This is a genomic window from Marmoricola endophyticus, from assembly GCF_014644415.1.
Taxonomy (GTDB): Bacteria; Actinomycetota; Actinomycetes; order Propionibacteriales; family Nocardioidaceae; genus Marmoricola; species Marmoricola endophyticus.
Genome location: NZ_BMKQ01000001.1, coordinates 1,035,403 through 1,054,659, shown reverse-complemented (window position 1 = coordinate 1,054,659; position 19,257 = coordinate 1,035,403). Strand labels below are relative to the sequence as shown.

19 protein-coding genes are annotated in these 19,257 nt (G+C 73.6%); 14 read left to right on the top strand and 5 right to left on the bottom strand.

Annotation, left to right across the window (positions count from 1 at the left end; all coding sequences use genetic code 11):
- Window position 1: 1 nt before the first annotated feature.
- The 5 genes from IEX42_RS05140 (at window position 2) to IEX42_RS05120 (ending at window position 4,306) form a co-directional block, all read left to right on the top strand.
- On the top strand, window positions 2-364 hold the full coding sequence (locus IEX42_RS05140) for a DoxX family protein (protein ID WP_188778824.1): 363 nt from the start codon (window positions 2-4) through the stop codon (window positions 362-364).
- A gap of 122 nt (window positions 365-486) precedes the next feature.
- A complete protein-coding gene (locus tag IEX42_RS05135; RefSeq protein WP_188778822.1) occupies window positions 487-726 on the top strand; it encodes a hypothetical protein in 240 nt (79 codons plus the stop codon).
- Between the two features lies 1 nt (window position 727).
- Window positions 728-2,110, top strand: a complete 1,383-nt coding sequence (locus IEX42_RS05130) for a DUF4331 domain-containing protein (RefSeq protein WP_188778821.1) — start codon at window positions 728-730, stop codon at window positions 2,108-2,110.
- Window positions 2,107-2,460 carry a phospholipase gene (locus IEX42_RS05125; RefSeq protein WP_188778819.1) on the top strand — a complete coding sequence of 118 codons (354 nt, stop codon included), beginning with the start codon at window positions 2,107-2,109 and terminating at the stop codon, window positions 2,458-2,460. Before IEX42_RS05130 ends, IEX42_RS05125 begins: the two co-directional genes overlap by 4 nt.
- A gap of 76 nt (window positions 2,461-2,536) precedes the next feature.
- On the top strand, window positions 2,537-4,306 hold the full coding sequence (locus IEX42_RS05120; RefSeq protein ID WP_188778817.1) for a proline--tRNA ligase: 1,770 nt from the start codon (window positions 2,537-2,539) through the stop codon (window positions 4,304-4,306).
- Here the strand turns inward: IEX42_RS05120 and IEX42_RS05115 are convergent.
- The 3 genes from IEX42_RS05115 to IEX42_RS05105 are packed head-to-tail and all read right to left on the bottom strand — an operon-like array spanning window position 4,293 to window position 7,748.
- A complete protein-coding gene (locus tag IEX42_RS05115) occupies window positions 4,293-5,039 on the bottom strand; it encodes an ArsR/SmtB family transcription factor (RefSeq protein ID WP_229660607.1) in 747 nt (248 codons plus the stop codon). The genes IEX42_RS05120 and IEX42_RS05115 overlap by 14 nt on opposite strands.
- A complete protein-coding gene (locus tag IEX42_RS05110) occupies window positions 5,036-6,418 on the bottom strand; it encodes an MFS transporter (protein ID WP_188778815.1) in 1,383 nt (460 codons plus the stop codon). Before IEX42_RS05110 ends, IEX42_RS05115 begins: the two co-directional genes overlap by 4 nt.
- 52 nt (window positions 6,419-6,470) lie before the next feature.
- A complete protein-coding gene (locus tag IEX42_RS05105) occupies window positions 6,471-7,748 on the bottom strand; it encodes a NupC/NupG family nucleoside CNT transporter (protein WP_188778813.1) in 1,278 nt (425 codons plus the stop codon).
- Between the two features lie 68 nt (window positions 7,749-7,816).
- Between IEX42_RS05105 and IEX42_RS05100 the strand changes: the two genes are divergently transcribed.
- The gene (locus IEX42_RS05100) at window positions 7,817-9,109 is read left to right on the top strand and encodes a hypothetical protein (RefSeq protein WP_188778811.1); all 1,293 of its coding nucleotides are present in this window, start codon (window positions 7,817-7,819) and stop codon (window positions 9,107-9,109) included.
- 4 nt (window positions 9,110-9,113) lie between these two features.
- Here the strand turns inward: IEX42_RS05100 and IEX42_RS05095 are convergent, their stop codons facing one another.
- Window positions 9,114-10,151 carry a ferritin-like domain-containing protein gene (locus tag IEX42_RS05095; RefSeq protein WP_188778809.1) on the bottom strand — a complete coding sequence of 346 codons (1,038 nt, stop codon included), beginning with the start codon at window positions 10,149-10,151 and terminating at the stop codon, window positions 9,114-9,116.
- 111 nt (window positions 10,152-10,262) lie between these two features.
- On the opposite strand from IEX42_RS05095, the gene rimP reads away from it, so the two are divergent.
- From rimP to IEX42_RS05055, 8 genes are all read left to right on the top strand, one after another.
- Window positions 10,263-10,763: a ribosome maturation factor RimP gene (gene rimP, locus IEX42_RS05090; protein WP_229660606.1), complete on the top strand. Its 501-nt coding sequence runs from the start codon at window positions 10,263-10,265 to the stop codon at window positions 10,761-10,763.
- A 4-nt stretch (window positions 10,764-10,767) separates the two neighbouring features.
- On the top strand, window positions 10,768-11,748 hold the full coding sequence (gene nusA, locus IEX42_RS05085; protein ID WP_188778807.1) for a transcription termination factor NusA: 981 nt from the start codon (window positions 10,768-10,770) through the stop codon (window positions 11,746-11,748).
- A gap of 337 nt (window positions 11,749-12,085) precedes the next feature.
- A complete protein-coding gene (locus tag IEX42_RS05080) occupies window positions 12,086-12,382 on the top strand; it encodes a YlxR family protein (RefSeq protein ID WP_229660605.1) in 297 nt (98 codons plus the stop codon).
- 102 nt (window positions 12,383-12,484) lie between these two features.
- On the top strand, window positions 12,485-15,373 hold the full coding sequence (gene infB, locus IEX42_RS05075) for a translation initiation factor IF-2 (protein ID WP_188778804.1): 2,889 nt from the start codon (window positions 12,485-12,487) through the stop codon (window positions 15,371-15,373).
- 5 nt (window positions 15,374-15,378) lie between these two features.
- Complete coding sequence (gene rbfA / locus IEX42_RS05070; protein WP_188778802.1) at window positions 15,379-15,861, top strand: 30S ribosome-binding factor RbfA; 483 nt, start codon at window positions 15,379-15,381, stop codon at window positions 15,859-15,861.
- The gene (gene truB, locus IEX42_RS05065) at window positions 15,858-16,736 is read left to right on the top strand and encodes a tRNA pseudouridine(55) synthase TruB (protein ID WP_268236427.1); all 879 of its coding nucleotides are present in this window, start codon (window positions 15,858-15,860) and stop codon (window positions 16,734-16,736) included. Before rbfA ends, truB begins: the two co-directional genes overlap by 4 nt.
- A gap of 53 nt (window positions 16,737-16,789) precedes the next feature.
- On the top strand, window positions 16,790-17,728 hold the full coding sequence (locus IEX42_RS05060; RefSeq protein WP_188778800.1) for a bifunctional riboflavin kinase/FAD synthetase: 939 nt from the start codon (window positions 16,790-16,792) through the stop codon (window positions 17,726-17,728).
- The gene (locus IEX42_RS05055) at window positions 17,725-18,750 is read left to right on the top strand and encodes a hypothetical protein (RefSeq protein ID WP_188778798.1); all 1,026 of its coding nucleotides are present in this window, start codon (window positions 17,725-17,727) and stop codon (window positions 18,748-18,750) included. Before IEX42_RS05060 ends, IEX42_RS05055 begins: the two co-directional genes overlap by 4 nt.
- Here the strand turns inward: IEX42_RS05055 and IEX42_RS05050 are convergent.
- Entirely contained in the window at window positions 18,737-19,189 is a 453-nt protein-coding gene (locus IEX42_RS05050) for a PTS sugar transporter subunit IIA (RefSeq protein WP_188778796.1), read from the bottom strand. The two genes, IEX42_RS05055 and IEX42_RS05050, sit on opposite strands and share 14 nt — an antisense overlap.
- Window positions 19,190-19,257: the final 68 nt, after the last annotated feature.

Below are 19,257 nucleotides of genomic sequence, written 5' to 3'. Positions count from 1 at the left end.
CATGCCGCGTCCTCGTGAGGTGTCCCTGCTGGCCGCGATCCTGGGTGCCGGTGGAGTGGCCCACCTCGTCCGGCCGCGGACGTTCGAGCCGTTGATGCCGGCGTGGGTGCCCGCGCACCGCGAGGTGATCCTGGGCTCCGGGGTGGTCGAGCTGGTCTGCGCAGCGGGGCTGCTCGGCGCGCGCACCCGCCGCCCCGCCGGCTGGGCCAGCGCCGCCCTGCTGATCGGCGTCTTCCCCGGCAACTTGAAGATGGCCGGCGACGCCGCACGCAGCGACAGCGGCGCGTTCAAGGCTGCGGCGTACGGCCGGCTGCCCCTGCAGCTCCCGATGGTCCGGATCGCGCTGCGCGCCGCGCGCGGCTGACCCGGACGGCCTAGACCGCTCCGGACGACACGCCGGTCCGGCACATCCGCACACGCGACGCCTCCGAAGCGCGTATGACGTGGCTCACACCCCCGCGAGCCGCGCGCTTCGAAGGGACAGCCATGAGTCAGACCAGCAGAAGGACCGTCCTGGCCGGTGCAGGCGTCGGTGTCGCCGGTACGGCGGCCGTCGGCCTGGCCGGGAGGGCGGACGCCGCCCCCGCCGCCAGCACCGAGGCCGTCGTCGCCTGGGTGGAGAACCCCCGTGCCGGCGTCGTCCACGTCATGTCGGGCGAGGAGGAGGTCGTGGTCACCGACCACGACCTCGTCGCCCGCCTCCTGCGCGCCGCGGGAGGCAAGTGAGATGTCCTCGCACCGCGAAGCCCCCGAGATCGCCAAGGACCCCGTCGCCGACAGCACCGACGTCTACGCGTTCGTCAGCCCCGACGCGCCGGACACGGTGACGCTGATCGCGAACTACATCCCGCTCCAGCAGCCCGACGGCGGGCCGAACTTCTACGAGTTCGGCACCGACGTGCTCTACGACATCAACATCGACAACACCGGCGACGGCAAGCCGGACATCACCTACCAGTTCCGGTTCACGACGACCGTGCGCAACCCCAAGTCGTTCCTCTACAACACCGGACCGATCGAGAGCCTGGACAGCTCCAGCTGGAACCGCCCCCAGACCTACCGGGTGATCCGGCGCCAGGCGGGACGCTCGCGCGAGATGGCCAAGGGGCTGTACTGCCCGCCGGTCAACGTCGGGCCACGCAGCACCCCGAACTACGCCGACCTCGCCGCGGCCGCGGTGCACGACCTGCCGGGCGGCGGCAAGGTCTTCGCCGGCCAGCGTGCGGACGCCTTCCACGTCGACCTGGGCAGCGTCTTCGACCTGGGCGGGCTGCGGCCGTTCAACGACAAGCACCTGATCCCGCTGGCCGCCATGGACGGGATCAACGCCGTGCAGGCCTACAACGTGCACACCATCGCCATCCAGGTGCCGAAGAGCGACCTGGTGCGCGGCGCGGTCCCCACGGACCCGCTGGCACCGAACGCCACGATCGGCGTCTGGACGTCGGCGTCGCGGCAGCGCTCGCAGATGTTCAACCCCGGGACGGGTCGCTACACCGGGACCGGCCCGTACGCGCAGGTCTCTCGGCTGGGCAACCCGCTGTTCAACGAGGTGCTCGTGCCGATGGCGAAGAAGGACCTCTGGAACGCCACCCCGCCCTCGGAGGAGTACCGCTTCGTCAGCTACGTACGACGCCCCGAGCTGGCCGGCCTGCTGCCGGTGCTCTACCCGGGGGTCTTCCCCAAGCTGGCGGCGTACGGCAAGAACCGCAAGGACCTCGAGGCGATCCTGCTCACGGGCATCCCGACCGGCGGCGTCGACGGCTTCCAGAACTTCACCGGCACCACGCCGGCCGACATGCTGCGGCTCAACGTCGCGGTGCCGCCCGCGGCGGCCGGCCAGGAGAACCCGATCGGCCTCGTCGCCGGCGACGCCGCCGGGTTCCCCAACGGCAGGCGGATCGTCGACGACGTGGTCGCCATCGAGCTGCGCGCGGTCGCCGGGGCGACGATCCCGCTGGTCGACAAGTCCTACACGCCGGACGCCGCCGCGGGGCAGCTGACCGACGGGACGACGAACACGAACGCGGACCTGCTGGCGGCGTTCCCGTACCTCGGGCTGCCCGGCGGGGGCTACCAGACCAAGCCGGGCACGACGAGCGCGGCATGAGCGAAGGGCACGGCCACGGCCACGGGCACGGCGGTGCGGAGAACCCGTTCGCCGGCCAGGGCGCGGTCATGCTCGACATCGGCGGCGACGTCGGTGCGCTGGTCGTCGTCATGCCCTCCTCGATGATCGGGGAGGAGATCGACGTGGCCGACCCCGGCGACCCGCCGGGAACGCCACGCAACCACGTGGCCGTGGTCGAGCGCCCGATCGAGGGGGAGGTCGTGCCGTCGCTGGTCTTCCCCGAGCTCACGGAAGGGGTGTGGACGCTGATGCCCAAGGGCACCGACGACGTCCACCTGCAGGTCGAGGTCCGCGGGGGCGAGGTGACCTCGGCGGACTGGCCGGCGTGAGCGGCAGCCGACGGGCCGGGCCGGACGGGGAGAACCCGTTCGGCCCGGCCCGTGTCCCGCCACTAGCCTTCAGCCCATGATCTCCCGGATGTCGTCCCTGTTCCTGCGCACGCTGCGCGACGACCCGGCCGACGCCGAGGTGGCCAGCCACCGGCTGCTGGTGCGTGCGGGGTACGTCCGCCGTGCCGCGCCGGGGATCTACTCCTGGCTGCCGCTGGGGCTGCGGGTGCTGCGCAACGTCGAGGGCATCATCCGCGAGGAGATGGACGCGATGGGCGCCCAGGAGCTGCAGTTCCCCGCGCTGCTGCCCAAGGAGCCGTACGAGGCCAGCAACCGGTGGACGGAGTACGGCGACGGCCTGTTCCGGCTGCAGGACCGCAAGGGCGCCGACTACCTGCTCGGGCCCACCCACGAGGAGATGTTCACCCTGGCGGTGAAGGACCTCTACTCCTCGTACAAGGACCTCCCCGTCTGGCTCTACCAGATCCAGACGAAGTACCGCGACGAGGCGCGGCCCCGCGCCGGGATCCTGCGCGGGCGAGAGTTCGTGATGAAGGACTCCTACTCCTTCGACACCACCGACGCCGGTCTGGAGGACAGCTACCTCGCGCACCGCGACGCCTACGTCCGGATCTTCGACCGGCTCGGGTTCGACTACGCGGTCGTCAAGGCGACGTCCGGGGCGATGGGCGGCTCGCGCTCGGAGGAGTTCCTGGCCAAGGCCGACGCCGGCGAGGACACCTACGTCCGCTGCACGAGCTGCGACTACGCCGCCAACGTCGAGGCGGTCACGACGCGTCCGCCCGCGCCCACGGCGTACGACGGCCTCCCCGCCGCGCACGCCGAGAAGACGCCGGACACCCCGACCATCGCGACGCTCGTGGACGTGCTCAACGCGGACCACCCCCGAGACGACCGGCCCTGGACCGCCGGGGACACGCTGAAGAACGTGCTGGTCGTGCTCAAGCACCCCGACGGCACCCGCGAGCCGGTCGCGATCGGCCTGCCCGGGGACCGCGAGGTCGACCAGAAGCGGCTCGACGGACAGCTGGAGCCGATCGAGGTCGAGCCGATGGACGAGGAGGAGATCCGCAGGCACCCGACGCTGGTCAAGGGCTACGTCGGCCCCGGCGTGCTGGGCGAGGAGAACGCCTCGGGCATCCGCTACCTCGTCGACCCGCGCGTCGCCGAGGGCACCCGCTGGGTCACCGGCGCCGACGTCGCGGGCAGCCACGTGCTGGACCTGGTCGCGGGCCGCGACTTCACCGCCGACGGCACGATCGAGGCGGCGGAGGTGCGCGACGGCGACCCCTGCCCCGTCTGCGACGACGGCTCCCTGGAGACCGCCCGCGGCATCGAGATGGGCCACATCTTCGCCCTCGGCACGAAGTACGCCGAGGCGCTCGGGCTGCAGGTCCTCGACGAGATCGGCAAGCTGACCACCGTCACGATGGGGTCGTACGGCATCGGCGTCTCCCGCGCCGTCGCCGCGGTCGCGGAGGGCAACCACGACGAGCTCGGCCTGGTCTGGCCGCGCGAGATCAGCCCGTACGACCTCCACGTCGTGGCCACCGGCAAGGACGAGGCGGTCTTCGAGGCCGCCGAGGAGCTGGTCCGCGAGCTGTCCGGGGCCGGCCTGTCGGTGCTGTACGACGACCGGCGCAAGGTCAGCCCCGGTGTGAAGTTCAAGGACGCCGAGCTGGTGGGCGTGCCCAGCATCGTCACGGTCGGGCGGGGGCTGGCCGACGGGGTGGTCGAGCTGAAGGACCGGCGCTCCGGCGAGCGGAGCGACGTCCCCGTCGGCGAGGCGGTCGCGCGGCTCACCGAGGTGGTCAGGAAGGGCTGAGGTCCAGCCCGAACTCCTCAGCCAGCACCGCTCGGCCCTCCGCGGTGACCCGCAGGGCCCGGTTCGTCGTGCGCGGTTCCAGCCACCCCGCCTCGAGGAACCGGTCCCGCAACCCCCGGCCCAGCCGACCACCCAGGTGGTGGCGGGTCTCGGTCCAGTCGACGCAGTAGCGCACGAGTGCCCGTCTGCCCTGCGGCAGGTCCACGCCGAGGTGGTCCAGGAACTCCTGCCCGCCGGGTGTCAGCCGGTAGTCGAGGTCGCGGCCCGGCGAGGCGGGGGCGTCCCGCTGGGCGGCGGCGGCCTCGTAGCCGCCGTCGCCGCCGGTGAGGTGTCCGCGCTGCAGGAGGCCGTGCATGAGCCCCACGCCGACCCGGCCCGCGAGGTGGTCGTAGCAGGTCCGCGCGACCCGCAGCTCGGCCGCACGACGGCTGGCGCGCAGGGAGCCGATCTCCTCGGCGGGCGCGAGCTCGACCAGCCGCTCGACCACCTCGGCGACCGCGGCACTCGCCAACCGGTAGTGCCGGTGCCGTCCGGAGGTACGAGCGGCCACCAGGTCGCCGTCCACCAGCTTGGCCAGGTGACCGCTCGCCGTGGAGGGGGAGACGCCTGCCTCGTCGGCGAGCAGGCTGGCGGAGATCTCCCTCCCGCCGAGCAGTGCCACCAGCATCCTGCTCCGGGTGCGGTCGCCGATCAGTCCGGCGACCGCGGCGAGGTCGACGTCGCCTCCGCTCACCGCTCCACCTCCCTGCTCGTGCCGACCAGAGCCCCGGCGACTGCGATCCCGACGGCCACCACTCCGGCCGCCCCGGCCGCCAGGAGACCGATGCTGCCACCTCCGGCGTTGAGGAGCGCGCCCATCACGGCCACCCCCACCGCGCCACCGACCTGGCGGACCGCGTTGAGCGCGCCGCCGGCGAGACCGGCGTCCCCGGCCGCGACCGCGTCGAGGGCCACCGAGGTCATCGCCGGCATCGCCAGCGAGATCAGCCCGGACGTGGCCAGTCCGACGACGAGGAGGACCGCCGAGCCGAGCGGGCCGCTGAGCCCGACGAGGACCACGCCGACTCCTCCCAGACACAGCCCGGCGAGCATCGGCGCCCGCGGCCCCGTGCGAGCAGCGGCGTAGCCGCTCGCGGTGGCTCCCACGCCCACGACCACAGCCATCGGCAGCACGGCCAGGCCGCCCTCCAGAGGGCTCAGCCCCTCGCGGCCCTGGAGCACCAACGACGTGCAGAGCAGGGCGCCGTACATCGTGAAGTTGAAGCCGAAGCCCGTCGCCAGGACCCCCTGCAGGGCGCGCGACCCGCGCACCTCGGCGGGGACGAGGGGTCGGGTGCTGCGCCGCTCGCTGCGCACGTACGCCGCGCCGGCGGCCACCGCGACCAGTCCGAGGACCGCAGCCGTGACCAGCCGGTCCTGACCGGCCTGCACGATCGCCGCGACGACGGACCCCAGCGCGAGGACGCCCAGGGCGGTGCTGGTCGCGCTGGCCCGCCGTGGCCGCGGTCGGTCCGGAGGCCCGGTCAGCGCGATGGTAGAGGCGACCACCACGGCCACCGGAACGTTGAGCCAGAAGACGGCGGGCCACCCGAGCGTGCTGATCAGCAGCCCGCCCACCACCGGGCCGGCGGCGAAGCCGACCGAAGCGATGCCGCCCCACACGCCGAGAGCGCGCTGGCGGGCGCCCGGCTCGGGGAACAGGTCGCGGACCAGGGCCAGCGAGGCCGGCAGCATGAGGGCGGCGCCGACGCCCTGCAGGACCCGGGCCGAGAGCAGCACCGCCCAGGTCCCGGCGAGCGCCGCCGGGACCGACGCGAGGGCAAAGACGGCGAAGCCCGTGAGACAGGTACGCCGGTGTCCCCACCGGTCGCCGAGCGCCCCCGCGGCCAGCAGCAGCGCGGCGAAGGGGACGGCGTACGCGTCGACGAGCCACTGCGTCTGCGCGAGACCGCCGCCCAGGTCGGCCCGGACCGAGTCCAGGGCGACGTTGACGATGGTGGCGTCCAGCTGGACGAGGCCGAAGGTGAGGGAGAGCGCCACCAGCGCCACACCGCGCTGCCGCGGTGCGTCCGTCGGCGCCGTGCCGGTCCTCGTCGTTGTCGTCGTCGTCATGGCTCCACGTTGCGACGAGAACGCTTCGCTGACGGACGAAGCGTCCGAGGCGTCAGTGCGCGATGACCAGGCCCGCGATGGCGGCGTTGGCGAGGTTGGCCAGCAGCCCGGCGAGCACCGCCCGCATCCCGAGCCGGGAGACGGTCGAGCGCAGCCCCTCACGCAGCGAGCCGAGCGTGCCGGCCTGGATCGCGATGGAGGAGAAGTTCGCGAAGCCGGCCAGCGCGAAGGTCACCACCGCGACCGTCACCGTCGACAGCGAGCCGACCTGCGGGCCGAAGTCCGCGAAGGCGACGAACTCGTTGAGCACCGTCTTCTGCCCGATGTAGGACCCGGCCTGGGTGGCCTCGCCCCACGGCACCCCCAGCAGCCAGGCGACCGGCGCGAACGCGTGTCCGAGGATGCCCTGGAAGGTGAGCCCGTCGAGGCCGACCCAGCCGCCGACCGCGCCGAGCACACCGTTGGCCAGGGCGATCAGCGCGACGAACGCGAGCAGCAGTGCACCGACCGTCACCGCGATCCGGCCGCCGGCCAGCGCGCCGGCGCTGATCGCGTCGATCACGTTGGCCGACTCCGTGTCGCGGACCGAGCGGACGTCGATCTCCTCGGGGTCGGCCTCCTGCTCCCGGTCCCCGGTGCCGCCCTCGGCTGGCGCCTCGACCGGCTCGCTGCGGTCCTCGGGCCACATGATCTTCGCGATCAGCAGCGAGGCCGGCGCGTTCATCACGGTGGCCGCCAGCAGGTACTCCAGCGGAGCGCCGAGCAGCGAGTAGCCGACCAGCGTGGACCCCGCGGCGGCGGCCATCCCGCCGGTCATCACGGTGAAGACCTGCCCGGTACGCAGCCGTGCGAGGTACGGCGCGATCATCAGCGGCGCCTCGCTCTGGCCGAGGAAGATCACGGTCGCGGCGTACATCGCCTCGACCTTGCTCACCCGCAGCACCCACGCGATCGCACCGCCGATCGCCCAGGTCAGCCACTGCACGACGCGCAGGTAGAACAGCAGCTGGATCAGCGCCCCGAGGAACACGATCACCGGCAGCACCTGCAGCGCGAAGATGGTCTGGTTACCGCCGCCGACGTCGAGCAGGGGGCCGAAGAGGAACGACGTGCCCTCGTCGGCGTACCCGATCAGCGACTGCACGCGGTCGGACACCCAGCCCAGCGCGTCTCGTCCCGGGCCCCAGCGCAGCACGAGGAACGCGAACAGCACCTGCAGCACCAGCGCGCCCAGCACGGTGCGCCAGGCGAGGTCGCGTCGCGCCCGCGAGACCGCCCACGCGACGAGCAGGACCAGCAGCAGACCGAGCACCCCGCGGTAGTCACCCACGCCGCCCACCCGACCACGTCGACCCTCGCGCGTCGAGCCGGGGTCGCACCTGCGGTTGACTCGGGGCCGTGACCCACCCGTTCGCCGACCTGCGGTTCCACGAGGTGCACCGGCAGCGTCTCGTGCAGCTGGTCGCGGAGGACCTCGCCGACGCCTCGGCCGCACCGCTCGCGCCGTACCTCGGCGCCACGACCGTGCGCGCTGCGGACGGCGTCGTCCGCGCCGGGCTGGACCTCGTGCACGCCGCGCACGACGGCCACCGGGTACGCCTCGTGGCGGGGTCCCAGGAGCTGGCCGCCCGTCGGGCACGCCTGCCGGTCGGGGCGACGCTCGGGTTCGCCCTGTGTGAGCGGCACGCCACCGCCTTCGTCCACCGCCGGGGGCGCTGGCGACCGGTGCTCACCGCGGCGCTCGACGGCCCCGACCCGCGCGACCCGGCGGTGCTCGCGGGCGCGCAGTGGTGCGAGGCGAGCCCCGCCGAGGGGGAGCGGCGCCGCGGTCCGTTCGGTGCGGTCGGGGTGCGCGACCCGCACCTGGTCACCCACGCCGACGGGAGGGCGTACGTCCGCGGCGGGCGGGTGTTCCTCACCATGACCTGTGCCGGCCCGGGAGGCTTCCGGCAGGCGCACTGGGGCGTCTTCGCGCTCGACCCGGACCGCGTCGACTCGCTCGAGCGGGTGGCCGCGATCTACGCGCGTCGCGACGGTCTCGTCCTCGGCGACCACGCGGGCCACCTGGTCCGCGACGGCGACCGGTGGCTCGTGGCGACGTCGTCGTGGGGCGACTTCAGCCCGCAGCGCGGCGTGCACGTCCGGCTCGCGACGTCGCGCGAGGACCTGCTCGGCGGCGTCCACGTGCTCGACTCCGAGCGCGTCGCGCTCCCGGTGCCGGCGGGGACGCTCGGCACCTGGGACCCGGCGCTGCTGCGCGACGGGGACGGCTGGCTGGTCGCGCACGTCGAGGCCGAGTCGCTGCGGCCGATGCGCTTCCGCCCCGCCACCGCCCGCACCGACGACGCCGAGCCCTTCGCCGGGCTGCGGAGAGCGGCGGCGGTCGGCGAGCCGGGGCAGACCGAGGGCCCGCTGCTCGTAGGACGCGGTGGCCGGGCCTCGCTGCTGGCCAGCGACGGGGACCGGCGGGCGTACGTCGTCGCCGACCCGTGGTCGGGGGAGCGGCTGGGCGCGCTCGACGCGCCGTACCCCAGCAACATCCCGCACCCCCAGCTCGTCGAGCGCGAGGACGGCTCGTGGCTGATGGTCACCTTCGACGGCACCCCGCTGGAGCCGCGGCGGCGGAGGACCGGGCGCCGGCCGCTGCTGGGGTACGGCACCCACGGCGACCTCGTGGTGATGCGGTCCTGAGCCCTCAGTCCGTCGTGCCGGGGAACGTCTCCGCCGAGCCGCCGAAGCCGAGCTGGCGCAGCGCGCTCTCGCGCAGCAGCGCGACCGCCCAGGCCCGGTCGCCGGCGACGGTCTCCTGGACCAGCCGGCCGTAGAGCGTCGTCACCCGCTGCTCGGTCACGAGCGCGGCCGCAGTCACCTGGGCGGGCGTCGCCACCGCGTTCGGCAGGGCGTACGACGCAGCCGCCGGGGCCGGCGCCAGCCCGCGCTCGCGCAGCGTCGCGACCAGCCGGTCCCGGCAGCCGCGGTGCCAGGTGTAGGCCGCCGTCAGGTCGTCGTACGCCTCGGGCTGCGCCGACTGCGAGGTCTGCGCGCCGAGGACGGAGTAGACGTACACCGCGGCGTGCTCCCCGGCCAGGGCGTCCTGCAGCGGGCTGTCGCCGCCGACGTCCGAGGACGACGTCGCCGGGAGGGCCGGTACGCGGGTGGTCGGCGAGGCGGCCGTGGACGACAGGCGGCTCAGCCGCTGGGAGAGGGCCGCGGCCATCGACGCGATCAGCCGGGCGAAGCGTCCCGACAGCGCCGCGAGCGCGCTGCGGCCCAGCGAGTCGCGCAACCTCGTGGCGGCGGCGACGGACGAGCGCAGCGCGGCGTCCTGGGAGGCGGGCACCGCGGTGGCGGTGGCAGTGGCGGTGGGGGAGGGGGTGGTGGTCGCTCCGCCCGGACCGGCGGCGCGCAGGGTCGCGAGGTCGGTGCGCAGGGACTCGGAGAGCGGCGCCAGCCTGCCGCGGAGCGCGGGGTGCCGCGACGTCGTACGCGTCAGGAGGGTGAGGACCGGGATCAGCTCGTCGACCAACCGGCCCAGCAGCCGCTCGTCCGCCTCGGTGTCCCCGGCGCGCACGTCCGGCGACGCGGACGCCGACGGGCTGGGGGACTCGGTCGCCGAGCCGGGCACCTGCACGCGCATCCCCTCGAACGAGCACCCGCTCAGCGCTCCCGCGCCGAGCAGACCGAGCAGCGCCGTGCGCCGGGTCAGCGGCGAGGGGAGGTCCGGCGTCGGCACGCCGGTCACCCTACGCAGCCGGACCGCGCCGACGCCTGGCTAGGGTGGGGCAGTCCGCGGCCACCGGGTCGAGGACGGCACGGTGACAACTGGACAGCAGGAGGTGCGATCGTGACCGGTCCGCAGCAGCCCGAGAGGTCGACCGGCGACCCCTCCGACGAGCTGACCGCCCTGCTGGCCACGCCCGTCGAGGCGCTCGGCCTGGACCTGGAGGCCGTCGAGGTCACCAGCGCCGGCAAGCGCCGCCTGCTGAGGGTCGCCGTGGACAAGGACGGCGGGGTCTCGATGGACGACGTCGCCGACGCGACCCGTGCGGTCAACGAGGTGCTGGAGGCGCGCGACACCCTGCCGGGGCTGGGCGCGGCGGCGTACACCCTCGAGGTCGGCTCGCCCGGCGTCGGCCGGCCGCTGAGCCTGCCGAGGCACTGGCGACGCAACACCGACCGGTTGGTGAAGACCCGCCTGACCGACGGCGAGACGCTCACCGGTCGGGTCCGGCAGGCGGGGGAGACCTCGGTCCGGCTCGACGTGAGCGGGACCGACCGCGAGATCGCCTACGCCGACGTCGCCAGGGCGACGGTGCAGGTCGAGTTCGCCGCGAAGGAGAAGTGAGCCCATGGACATCGACATGACCATCCTGCGGATGATGGCCGCCGAGCGGGAGATCTCGATCGACGTGCTCGTCGAGGCGATCGAGCAGTCGCTGCTCACCGCGTACCAGAAGTCCGGGGACGCCGAGGCGAAGGCGCGCGTCGTCCTGGACCGCAAGAGCGGCCGCGTGCAGGTGCTGGCCACCGAGACGGGCGAGGACGGGGAGCCGGTCGGCGAGTACGACGACACCCCCGCCGGGTTCGGCCGGATCGCCGCCACCACCGCCAAGCAGGTGATCCTGCAGCGGCTGCGCGACGTCGAGGACGAGCGCAAGTACGGCGAGTTCGCCGGCACGGTCGGCGACATCGTCTCCGGGCTCATCCAGCAGGGCAGCAACCCCGCCGACGTGATGGTCGACCTCGGCCAGCTGGAGGCGCTGCTGCCGTCCGGCGAGCGGGTGCCGGGCGAGGACTACTCCCACGGCACCCGCCTGCGCGCGCTGGTCGTCAACGTGCGTCGTGGGATGCGCGGTCCGCAGGTGATGCTCTCGCGCACCCACCCGGACCTGGTCCGCAAGCTGTTCGCGCTGGAGGTCCCCGAGATCGCCGACGGCAGCGTCGAGATCGTGGCGGTCGCCCGCGAGGCCGGTCACCGCAGCAAGATCGCCGTCCGCTCGACCGTCCCGGGCGTCAACGCCAAGGGCGCCTGCATCGGCCCGATGGGGCAGCGGGTCCGCTCCGTGATGAGCGACCTGAACGGCGAGAAGATCGACATCATCGACCACTCCGACGACCCCGCGACCTACGTCGGCAACGCGTTGAGCCCCGCCCGGGTCACCTCGGTCACCGTCGTCGACGCCGACGCCAAGGCCGCGCGCGTCGTGGTGCCGGACTTCCAGCTCTCGCTGGCGATCGGCAAGGAGGGGCAGAATGCCCGCCTCGCCGCCCGCCTCACCGGCTGGCGGATCGACATCCGACCTGATGTCGACCCCGCAAGCGAGGCGTGACGAAGGAACGCCTCGCGCCAGCGGGTCGAGGTCGAGCCCGCGATGAGACGCCCAGCGACGGGTGAGGAACGAACCCGGCGCGTCGGGCGGCCAGGTCGAGCCCGCGACACGACCGAGGTACGAGGTCGTGCGAGCGGAGTCGAGACCCGGTGAGGTGCGCACAGCCGGTGACTACGGCCCAGCCCGGTGCTCGGTCGTGCGAGCGGAGTCGAGACCCGGTGAGGTGCGCACAGCCGGTGACCACGGCCCAGCCCGGTGCCGGCGCCCGGAGCGGAGTCGAGACCCGGCCCGTCGCCCGTTTCGCCGTCGTGGGGCGCTGCGCGTTAGAGTGTCACCGGTGGCTTCGCGAGATGTCGTCCGGACCTGTGTCGGGTGCCGCGAGCGGGCCACCAAGCGTGAGCTGCTGCGGGTGGTCACGGGAGTCGATGCGCACGGCGACGCCGTCGTACCGGATCCTCGGGCCACCGCGCCGGGCCGCGGGGCGCACCTGCACCCCACGTCCGCGTGTCTCGCGCTCGCCGTGCGGCGGCGTGCGTTCCCCAGGGCGCTGAGGTTCTCCGGGGCACTGAGCACGCAGACGCTCGACGAGTACCTCCGCACAGCGCACGACACCGACCGAGAGATCCGACCCTGAGATGGAGCACCTGCTCATGAGCCTGCGATGAGTACCTCGCGATGAGCATCCACCCGCACTAGTCGGTCCGGCCTGCCTCCTGGCACCGGACCAGGAGGAACTGTGGCCCCCAGCAAGAAGCGAGTCTCCGAGCTCGCCAAGGAGTACGGCGTCAAGAGCGCCGACGTCATCGAGATGATGACGCAGATGGGCGAGTACGTGAAGGCGGCGTCCTCGAGCGTCGAGCCGCCCGTCGTCAAGAAGTTCGAGGACACCTACGGCGCCGACCTGACGGCGAAGAAGGAGGCCGCGGAGGCCAAGAAGGCCGCCCGCAAGGCTCCCGCTCCGAAGGCGACCCCGAAGCCGCCGTCCGGCACGCCTGCCGAGGCGCCGGCGGCGGAGTCCGCGAGCGAGGCGGCGCCGTCCGAGGCGCCTGCCCCCGAGGCGGAGACCGAGGCGCCGGCCGGCCCGACGCCGGGCCCCCGCCCGGGTCCGCGTCCCGCAGCGCCGCAGGAGCCGGCCGCGCAGGAGGCTCCCGAGCCCGCTGCCACGGAGGCCCCTGAAGCACCCGAGGCACCTGCCGCCCGCGAGGGTGGCGCTCCGGTCCCCGGGCCGAAGGCGTCGCCCAAGCCGTCGCCCGCGCCGCGTCCCGTCGGCAAGCCCGGCGGTGCCAACCGTCCCGGAGCCCCGCGTCCGGGCAACAACCCGTTCTCCTCCACCCAGGGCATGGGGCGCCGCCCGTCGGCGCCTGCCCCGGGCGGCCCTGGCGCCCCCGGCGGTGCCACGGACCGCGACGACGAGCGCCCGCCGCGCCCGCCGCAGGGCCGTGACGGCGCCGCCGGCGGTCGCACTGGCATGCCTCGCCCGAACCCGGCGATGATGCCGAAGTCGCCCGCCGCCTTCGGCAACGGTCCCGGGGGACGTCCCGGCCCCGGTCGTGGCGGTCCCGGCGGTCGCGGTGGAGCCCCCGGTCGTGGTGGACCCGGCGGTGCGCCGGGCCGCGGTGGACCCGGCGGTGGGCCCGGTGGCCCGCCCGGAGGTGGCTTCCGTGGCCGCCCGGGCGGTCGTCCCGGCGGTCGTGGTCAGACGCAGGGCGCGTTCGGTCGTCCCGGCGGTCCCTCGCGTCGCGGGCGCAAGTCCAAGCGGGCCCGTCGCCAGGAGTTCGAGGCGATGCAGGCCCCGACGATCGGCGGCGTGCGCGTCCGCAAGGGCGACGGCGAGACCGTCCGCCTGGCCCGTGGCGCCTCGCTGACCGACTTCGCGGAGAAGATCGGTGTCGACGCCGCGTCGCTGGTGCAGATGCTGTTCAGCCTGGGCGAGATGGTCACCGCGACCGAGTCGGTCAACGAGGAGACCTTCGAGCTGCTCGGCGAGGAGCTCAACTACGACGTCCAGGTCGTCTCTCCCGAGGACGAGGACCGCGAGCTGCTGGAGTCGTTCGACCTCGAGTTCGGGGAGGACGAGGGCGACGAGGACGACCTCGCCGTCCGCCCGCCGGTCGTCACGGTGATGGGTCACGTCGACCACGGCAAGACCAAGCTGCTGGACGCCCTTCGCGACGCGAACGTCGTCGACAAGGAGGCCGGCGGCATCACCCAGCACATCGGCGCCTACCAGGTCGCCACCGAGGTGGAAGGCGAGGAGCGCCGGATCACCTTCATCGACACCCCGGGTCACGAGGCGTTCACCTCGATGCGTGCCCGTGGTGCGCAGGCGACCGACATCGCGATCCTCGTCGTCGCCGCCGACGACGGCGTCATGCCGCAGACGGTCGAGGCGCTCAACCACGCCAAGGCGGCCGACGTGCCGATCGTCGTCGCGGTGAACAAGATCGACAAGCCCGACGCCGACCCGACGAAGGTGCGTGGTCAGCTCTCCGAGTACGGCCTCGTGCCCGAGGAGTACGGCGGCGACGCGATGTTCGTGGACGTGTCGGCCAAGTCCGAGCTGAACCTCGACACGCTGCTCGAGGCCGTCGTGCTGACCGCCGACGCCTCCCTGGACCTGCGGGCCAACCCGACGCAGGACGCGCAGGGGCTCGTCGTCGAGGCGCACCTGGACAAGGGCCGCGGCCCGACGGCGACCGTGCTGATCCAGCGCGGCACGCTGCACGTCGGTGACTCGATCGTCGTCGGCGCGGCCCACGGCCGCGTGCGCGCCATGCTCGACGAGTACGGCGAGACCATCGAGGAGGCGACTCCGTCGCGTCCGGCCATGGTGCTCGGGCTCTCCGCCGTTCCCGGTGCCGGTCAGAACCTGATCGTCGTCGAGGACGACCGGATGGCGCGTCAGATCGCCGAGAAGCGCGAGGCCCGCGAGCGGGCGGCCATGCAGGCCAAGCGGCGCGTGCGTCGTACGCTCGAGGACTTCATGGCCTCCATGGAGAAGGGCGCGAGCCAGGAGCTCAACCTCATCCTCAAGGGCGACGTGTCCGGCTCGGTCGAGGCCCTCGAGGACTCGCTGGCCAAGATCGACGTCGGCGACGAGGTCACCATCCGGATCATCGACCGCGGTGTCGGTGCGATCACGGAGACCAACGTCGACCTGGCCGCGGCCTCCGACGCGATCATCATCGGCTTCAACGTCCGCCCGCAGGGCAAGGCGACCGAGATGGCCGACCGCGAGGGCGTCGAGATCCGCTACTACTCGGTGATCTACAACGCCATCGAGGAGATCGAGGCGGCGCTCAAGGGCATGCTCAAGCCGGAGTACGAGGAGAGCGTCCTCGGCCAGGCCGAGATCCGCGCGATCTTCCGCAGCTCGAAGGTCGGCAACATCGCCGGCTGCATGGTCACCAGCGGTGTGGTGCGCCGCAACGCCAAGGTTCGGCTGGTCCGCGACGGTGCCGTCGTGGTCGAGAGCGCCGACCTGGCCTCGCTGCGCCGCGAGAAGGACGACGCCGCCGAGGTCCGCGAGGGCTTCGAGTGCGGTCTGGTGATCCGGGGCTACAACGACATCAAGGAAGGCGATGTCGTGGAGTCCTTCGAGCTCACGGAGATCCCGAGGGGCTGAGGACGATGCCCAGTCCACGAGTACGCAAGATCGCCGACCGGATCCAGGTGATCGTGGCGGAGATGCTGGAGCGCCGGGTCAAGGACCCGCGCCTGGGCTTCGTCACGGTCACCGACGTCCGGCTCACCGGTGACACCCAGCAGGCGACGGTCTTCTACACCGTCCTCGGCGCCCCTGGCGACGAGGACGGTGACCTGGCCGGGACGGCTGCCGCGCTGGAGTCGGCGAAGGGGCTGATCCGCTCCGAGGTCGGCAAGCAGCTGGCGATGCGCCACGTGCCCAGCCTGGAGTTCGTGCACGACGCGCTGCCGGAGACCGCACGCGTGCTGGACGAGGCCTTGGCCCGGGCCCGCGAGCAGGACGAGCGGGTCACCGCGGCGTCCGCGGGAGCCGCGTACGCCGGCGAGAGCGATCCGTACCGCAAGCCTCGCGAGGCGCCGGAGGGCGACCCTGCGGAGGACGACGACGAGGACGACCTGCCGCAGTGAGCGAGCCAGCTCCCGGGCTCGCGGTCGTCGACAAGCCGCCCGGGATGACCTCGCACGACGTGGTCTCCCGGGTTCGGCGGCTGGCCGGCACCCGCAAGGTCGGCCACGCCGGCACGCTCGACCCGATGGCCACGGGCGTCCTCGTGCTCGGGGTCGGGCGCGCCACCCGCCTGCTGGGGCACCTCACGCTCACGGAGAAGTCGTACGACGCCACCGTGCGGCTGGGTGTCGCGACCACCACCGACGACGCGGAGGGCGAGGTCGTGTCGACCCGTCCCGCCGGTGGGCTGGACGAGGACGGCGTGCGGGCCGCGCTGGCCGAGCAGGTCGGCGACCGCGACCAGGTGCCGTCCGCGGTGTCGGCGGTCAAGGTCGACGGCAGGCGTGCGTACGCCCGCGTCCGTGACGGCGAGCAGGTCGTCCTCGAGCCCCGCCGGGTGCGGATCGAGGCGATCGGCGTCCACGACGTGCGTCGCGCGGGCGAGTCGCTGGACCTCGACGTGAGCGTGCGCTGCTCGTCGGGGACCTACGTCCGCGCCATCGCCCGCGACCTCGGGGAGCGGCTCGGGGTGGGCGGTCACCTGACCGCGTTGCGGCGCACCCGGGTCGGCCCCTTCGACCTCGACGTCGCCCGGACCCTGGAGCAGCTCGCGGAGCAGTGGCGACCGGTCCCGATCGCGGACGCCGCGCGGCTCGCCTTCCCGCACCTCGCGGTCCCCGCAGACGTCGCGGCGCGGGTCCGGTCCGGGGCGAAGGTCCCGCTCGAGCTGCCGTCCCGCGAGGGACCCGTCGCGCTGATCGACCCCGACGGCGACTTCCTGGCGCTCTACGAGCAGCGCGGCGACGTCGCGGCGGCGGTCGCGGTCTTCTGCTGAGCCCGGACCCACCGGGCCCACCGGGCCCAGCCGCCCGACGTAGGGTGCCGATCGTGCAGATCTGGCGGTCCCTGGAGGAGATCCCCGACGGCCTCGACCCGACGGTCGTGGTGGTCGGCAACTTCGACGGCGTCCACCTCGGGCACCGCGCCGTGGTCGCCCAGGCGTGCGCCCAGGCGGCGGACGACGCCACCCGGGTGGTCGCCGTGACCTTCGACCCGCACCCGATGGCCGTGCTCCGGCCCGAGCACGCACCGCAGATGCTCACCACGCTCGAGCAGCGGGCGCGGCTGCTCGCGGAGGCGGGCGTCGACGACGTCTTCGCGATCCCGTTCTCGCGGGAGGTCGCCTCCTGGTCGCCGGAGGAGTTCGTGCAGCGGGTGCTCGTCGACGCGCTGCACGCGCGCACGGTGGTGGTCGGGGCGAACTTCCGGTTCGGCGCGAAGGCGGCCGGTGACGTGGCCCTGCTGCAGCGCGTGGGACCCGACCACGGCTTCACGACGCGCGCGGTGCCCCTCGACGGCGGACCGCAGGTCTGGTCCTCGACGTACGTGCGCGCCTGCCTGGCCGCCGGGGATGTCGAGGGTGCGGCCCAGGCGCTCGGGAGGGCGTATGCCCTCGCCGGCACCGTCGTGCGTGGCGACCAGCGGGGCCGCGAGCTGGGGTACCCGACGGCCAACGTGCCGCCCGGCGTGCAGGCGGTCCCGGCCGACGGGGTGTACGCAGGTCACCTGCGGCGCCTCGACGAGCCCGGCGCGCTCGCACTGCCCGCGGCCATCTCGGTCGGGACGAACCCCACCTTCGACGGGACGCGGGAGCGGCGGGTCGAGGCGTACGTCATCGACCGGGTGGACCTCGAGCTGTACTCCGTGGAGGTCGAGGTCGACTTCGTGGCCCGCGTGCGAGGCATGACGCGCTTCGACTCCGTCGAGGAGCTGGTGGAGCAGATGGCTCTCGACGTGCGCCGCTGCCGCGAGCTCCTCGCCCCGTGAGAGGCGGTCCGGCGCCCGCGCCGCGTGACGCGGCCGCGAGCGAGGAGTGGTTCCTCGCCCACGGTCTGCCCTACTTCGTCGACGAGGTGCGCGCGCGCGTCCACCGACGGCTGCGGGGTGGGCGCCTGGCCTGGCTCGGGCTCGGCGCCGTGGTGCTGGCCTTCGCGGTGGGCACCGGTGTGGGCCTGCTGGTCGACGACCTGGTCGTCGGGGTCGCGCTGGCGCCGGTGGTGGTCGCGGTGCTGGCGGCGACGTACCTCGTCACGGCGTTGGAAGGTGCCGTCCTCGCCCGCTGGGCGTTCCGCCGCGCCTTCGACAGCCTCGGACTGCTGCTGCCGCTGGCCACTCGTGCCCTGCCGATGCTGCTGCTGTTCGTGACGTTCCTGTTCATCAACGCCGAGGTCTGGCAGCTCGCCTCGGCCCTTCCCCGCGGTGTCTTGTGGTGGACCGTCGTGTTCTTCACCGGCTTCGCGATCTTCTTCCTCGTCACCCGGCTCGACCAGGAGCTGGAGGAGTTCGACGACCAGGTCGACAGCGAGCAGCTGCTCGCCGCGACCGAGGGAACGGCGTGGGAGGCCAGCGCGAGGGGGCTCGTCGGCTCGGGGGAGGACGTCCTCGCCCGGGCACACGTGCGCGGGCTGGAGAAGGCCAACCTGCTGCTGGTGCTGCTGGTCTCCCAGGCACTGCAGGTGCTGCTGCTCTCGGTCGCCGTGTTCGCGTTCTTCATGGTCTTCGGGATCCTCGCCGTCCAGGACTCGGTCGTGGAGGCGTGGATCGGCCGACCCCCGACGTACCTCGGCAGCGTCCGGATCTTCAGCCTGGAGCTGACCCAGGTGGCGATCTTCCTGGCGGGCTTCAGCGCTCTGTACTTCACCGTCACGGTGGTCACCGACGACGTGTACCGCAAGGAGTTCTTCACCCGGGTACGGCGCGAGCTCGAGCAGGCGGTGGCGGTACGCATCGTCTACCGCGACGTACGGCGACGCGACGACCGGCCGGGCGGTCCGGCTAGTCCAGCCTGACCTTCGCCAGCACGGCCTCGACGACCGTGTCGGCGGTACGGGCCTCGCGCAGCACGTTCGGGAAGTCGCGGGTGACGAGGACCCGCGCGAGCTGGGTGAGCATGCGCAGGTGGAGCGAGCCGTCGGCGGGTGCCGCGATCAGGAACGCGAGGTCGGCGGCGCCGTCCTTGGCGCCGAAGTCGACGCCGGGCGAGAGCCGGGCGAAGGCGAGCGTGGGCTCGGTGACCGCCTCGGTACGGCAGTGCGGGATCGCGATCCCGCCGGGCAGGCCGGTGGGGGACTGGGCCTCGCGGGCCAGCGCGTCGGCGGCGAGCCGGTCCACGTCGGAGGTTCGTCCGGCGTCGCCGACCACGGCGGCGAGGGCGTGGATCGTGGCGTCCTTGTCGGCGCCGAGGTCCGCGTCGAGCCGGACCAGGTCGGTGGTGATGAGGTCGGTCATGCGATGACCGTACCGAGCGCGACGTCGCCCCGTCGGGGGGATCCTCCGATCACCTCCGACGGGGCGAC

Excerpts from the sequence above, each read along its gene's own strand:
- IEX42_RS05140 (WP_188778824.1), top strand. The coding sequence starts at position 2 with ATGCCGCGTCCTCGTGAGGTGTCCCTGCTGGCCGCGATCCTGGGTGCC.
- IEX42_RS05135 (WP_188778822.1), top strand. The coding sequence starts at position 487 with ATGAGTCAGACCAGCAGAAGGACCGTCCTGGCCGGTGCAGGCGTCGGT.
- IEX42_RS05130 (WP_188778821.1), top strand. The coding sequence starts at position 728 with ATGTCCTCGCACCGCGAAGCCCCCGAGATCGCCAAGGACCCCGTCGCC.
- IEX42_RS05125 (WP_188778819.1), top strand. The coding sequence starts at position 2,107 with ATGAGCGAAGGGCACGGCCACGGCCACGGGCACGGCGGTGCGGAGAAC.
- IEX42_RS05120 (WP_188778817.1), top strand. The coding sequence starts at position 2,537 with ATGATCTCCCGGATGTCGTCCCTGTTCCTGCGCACGCTGCGCGACGAC.
- IEX42_RS05110 (WP_188778815.1), bottom strand. The coding sequence starts at position 6,418 with ATGACGACGACGACAACGACGAGGACCGGCACGGCGCCGACGGACGCA.
- nusA (WP_188778807.1), top strand. The coding sequence starts at position 10,768 with ATGGACATCGACATGACCATCCTGCGGATGATGGCCGCCGAGCGGGAG.
- rbfA (WP_188778802.1), top strand. The coding sequence starts at position 15,379 with ATGCCCAGTCCACGAGTACGCAAGATCGCCGACCGGATCCAGGTGATC.
- IEX42_RS05050 (WP_188778796.1), bottom strand. The coding sequence starts at position 19,189 with ATGACCGACCTCATCACCACCGACCTGGTCCGGCTCGACGCGGACCTC.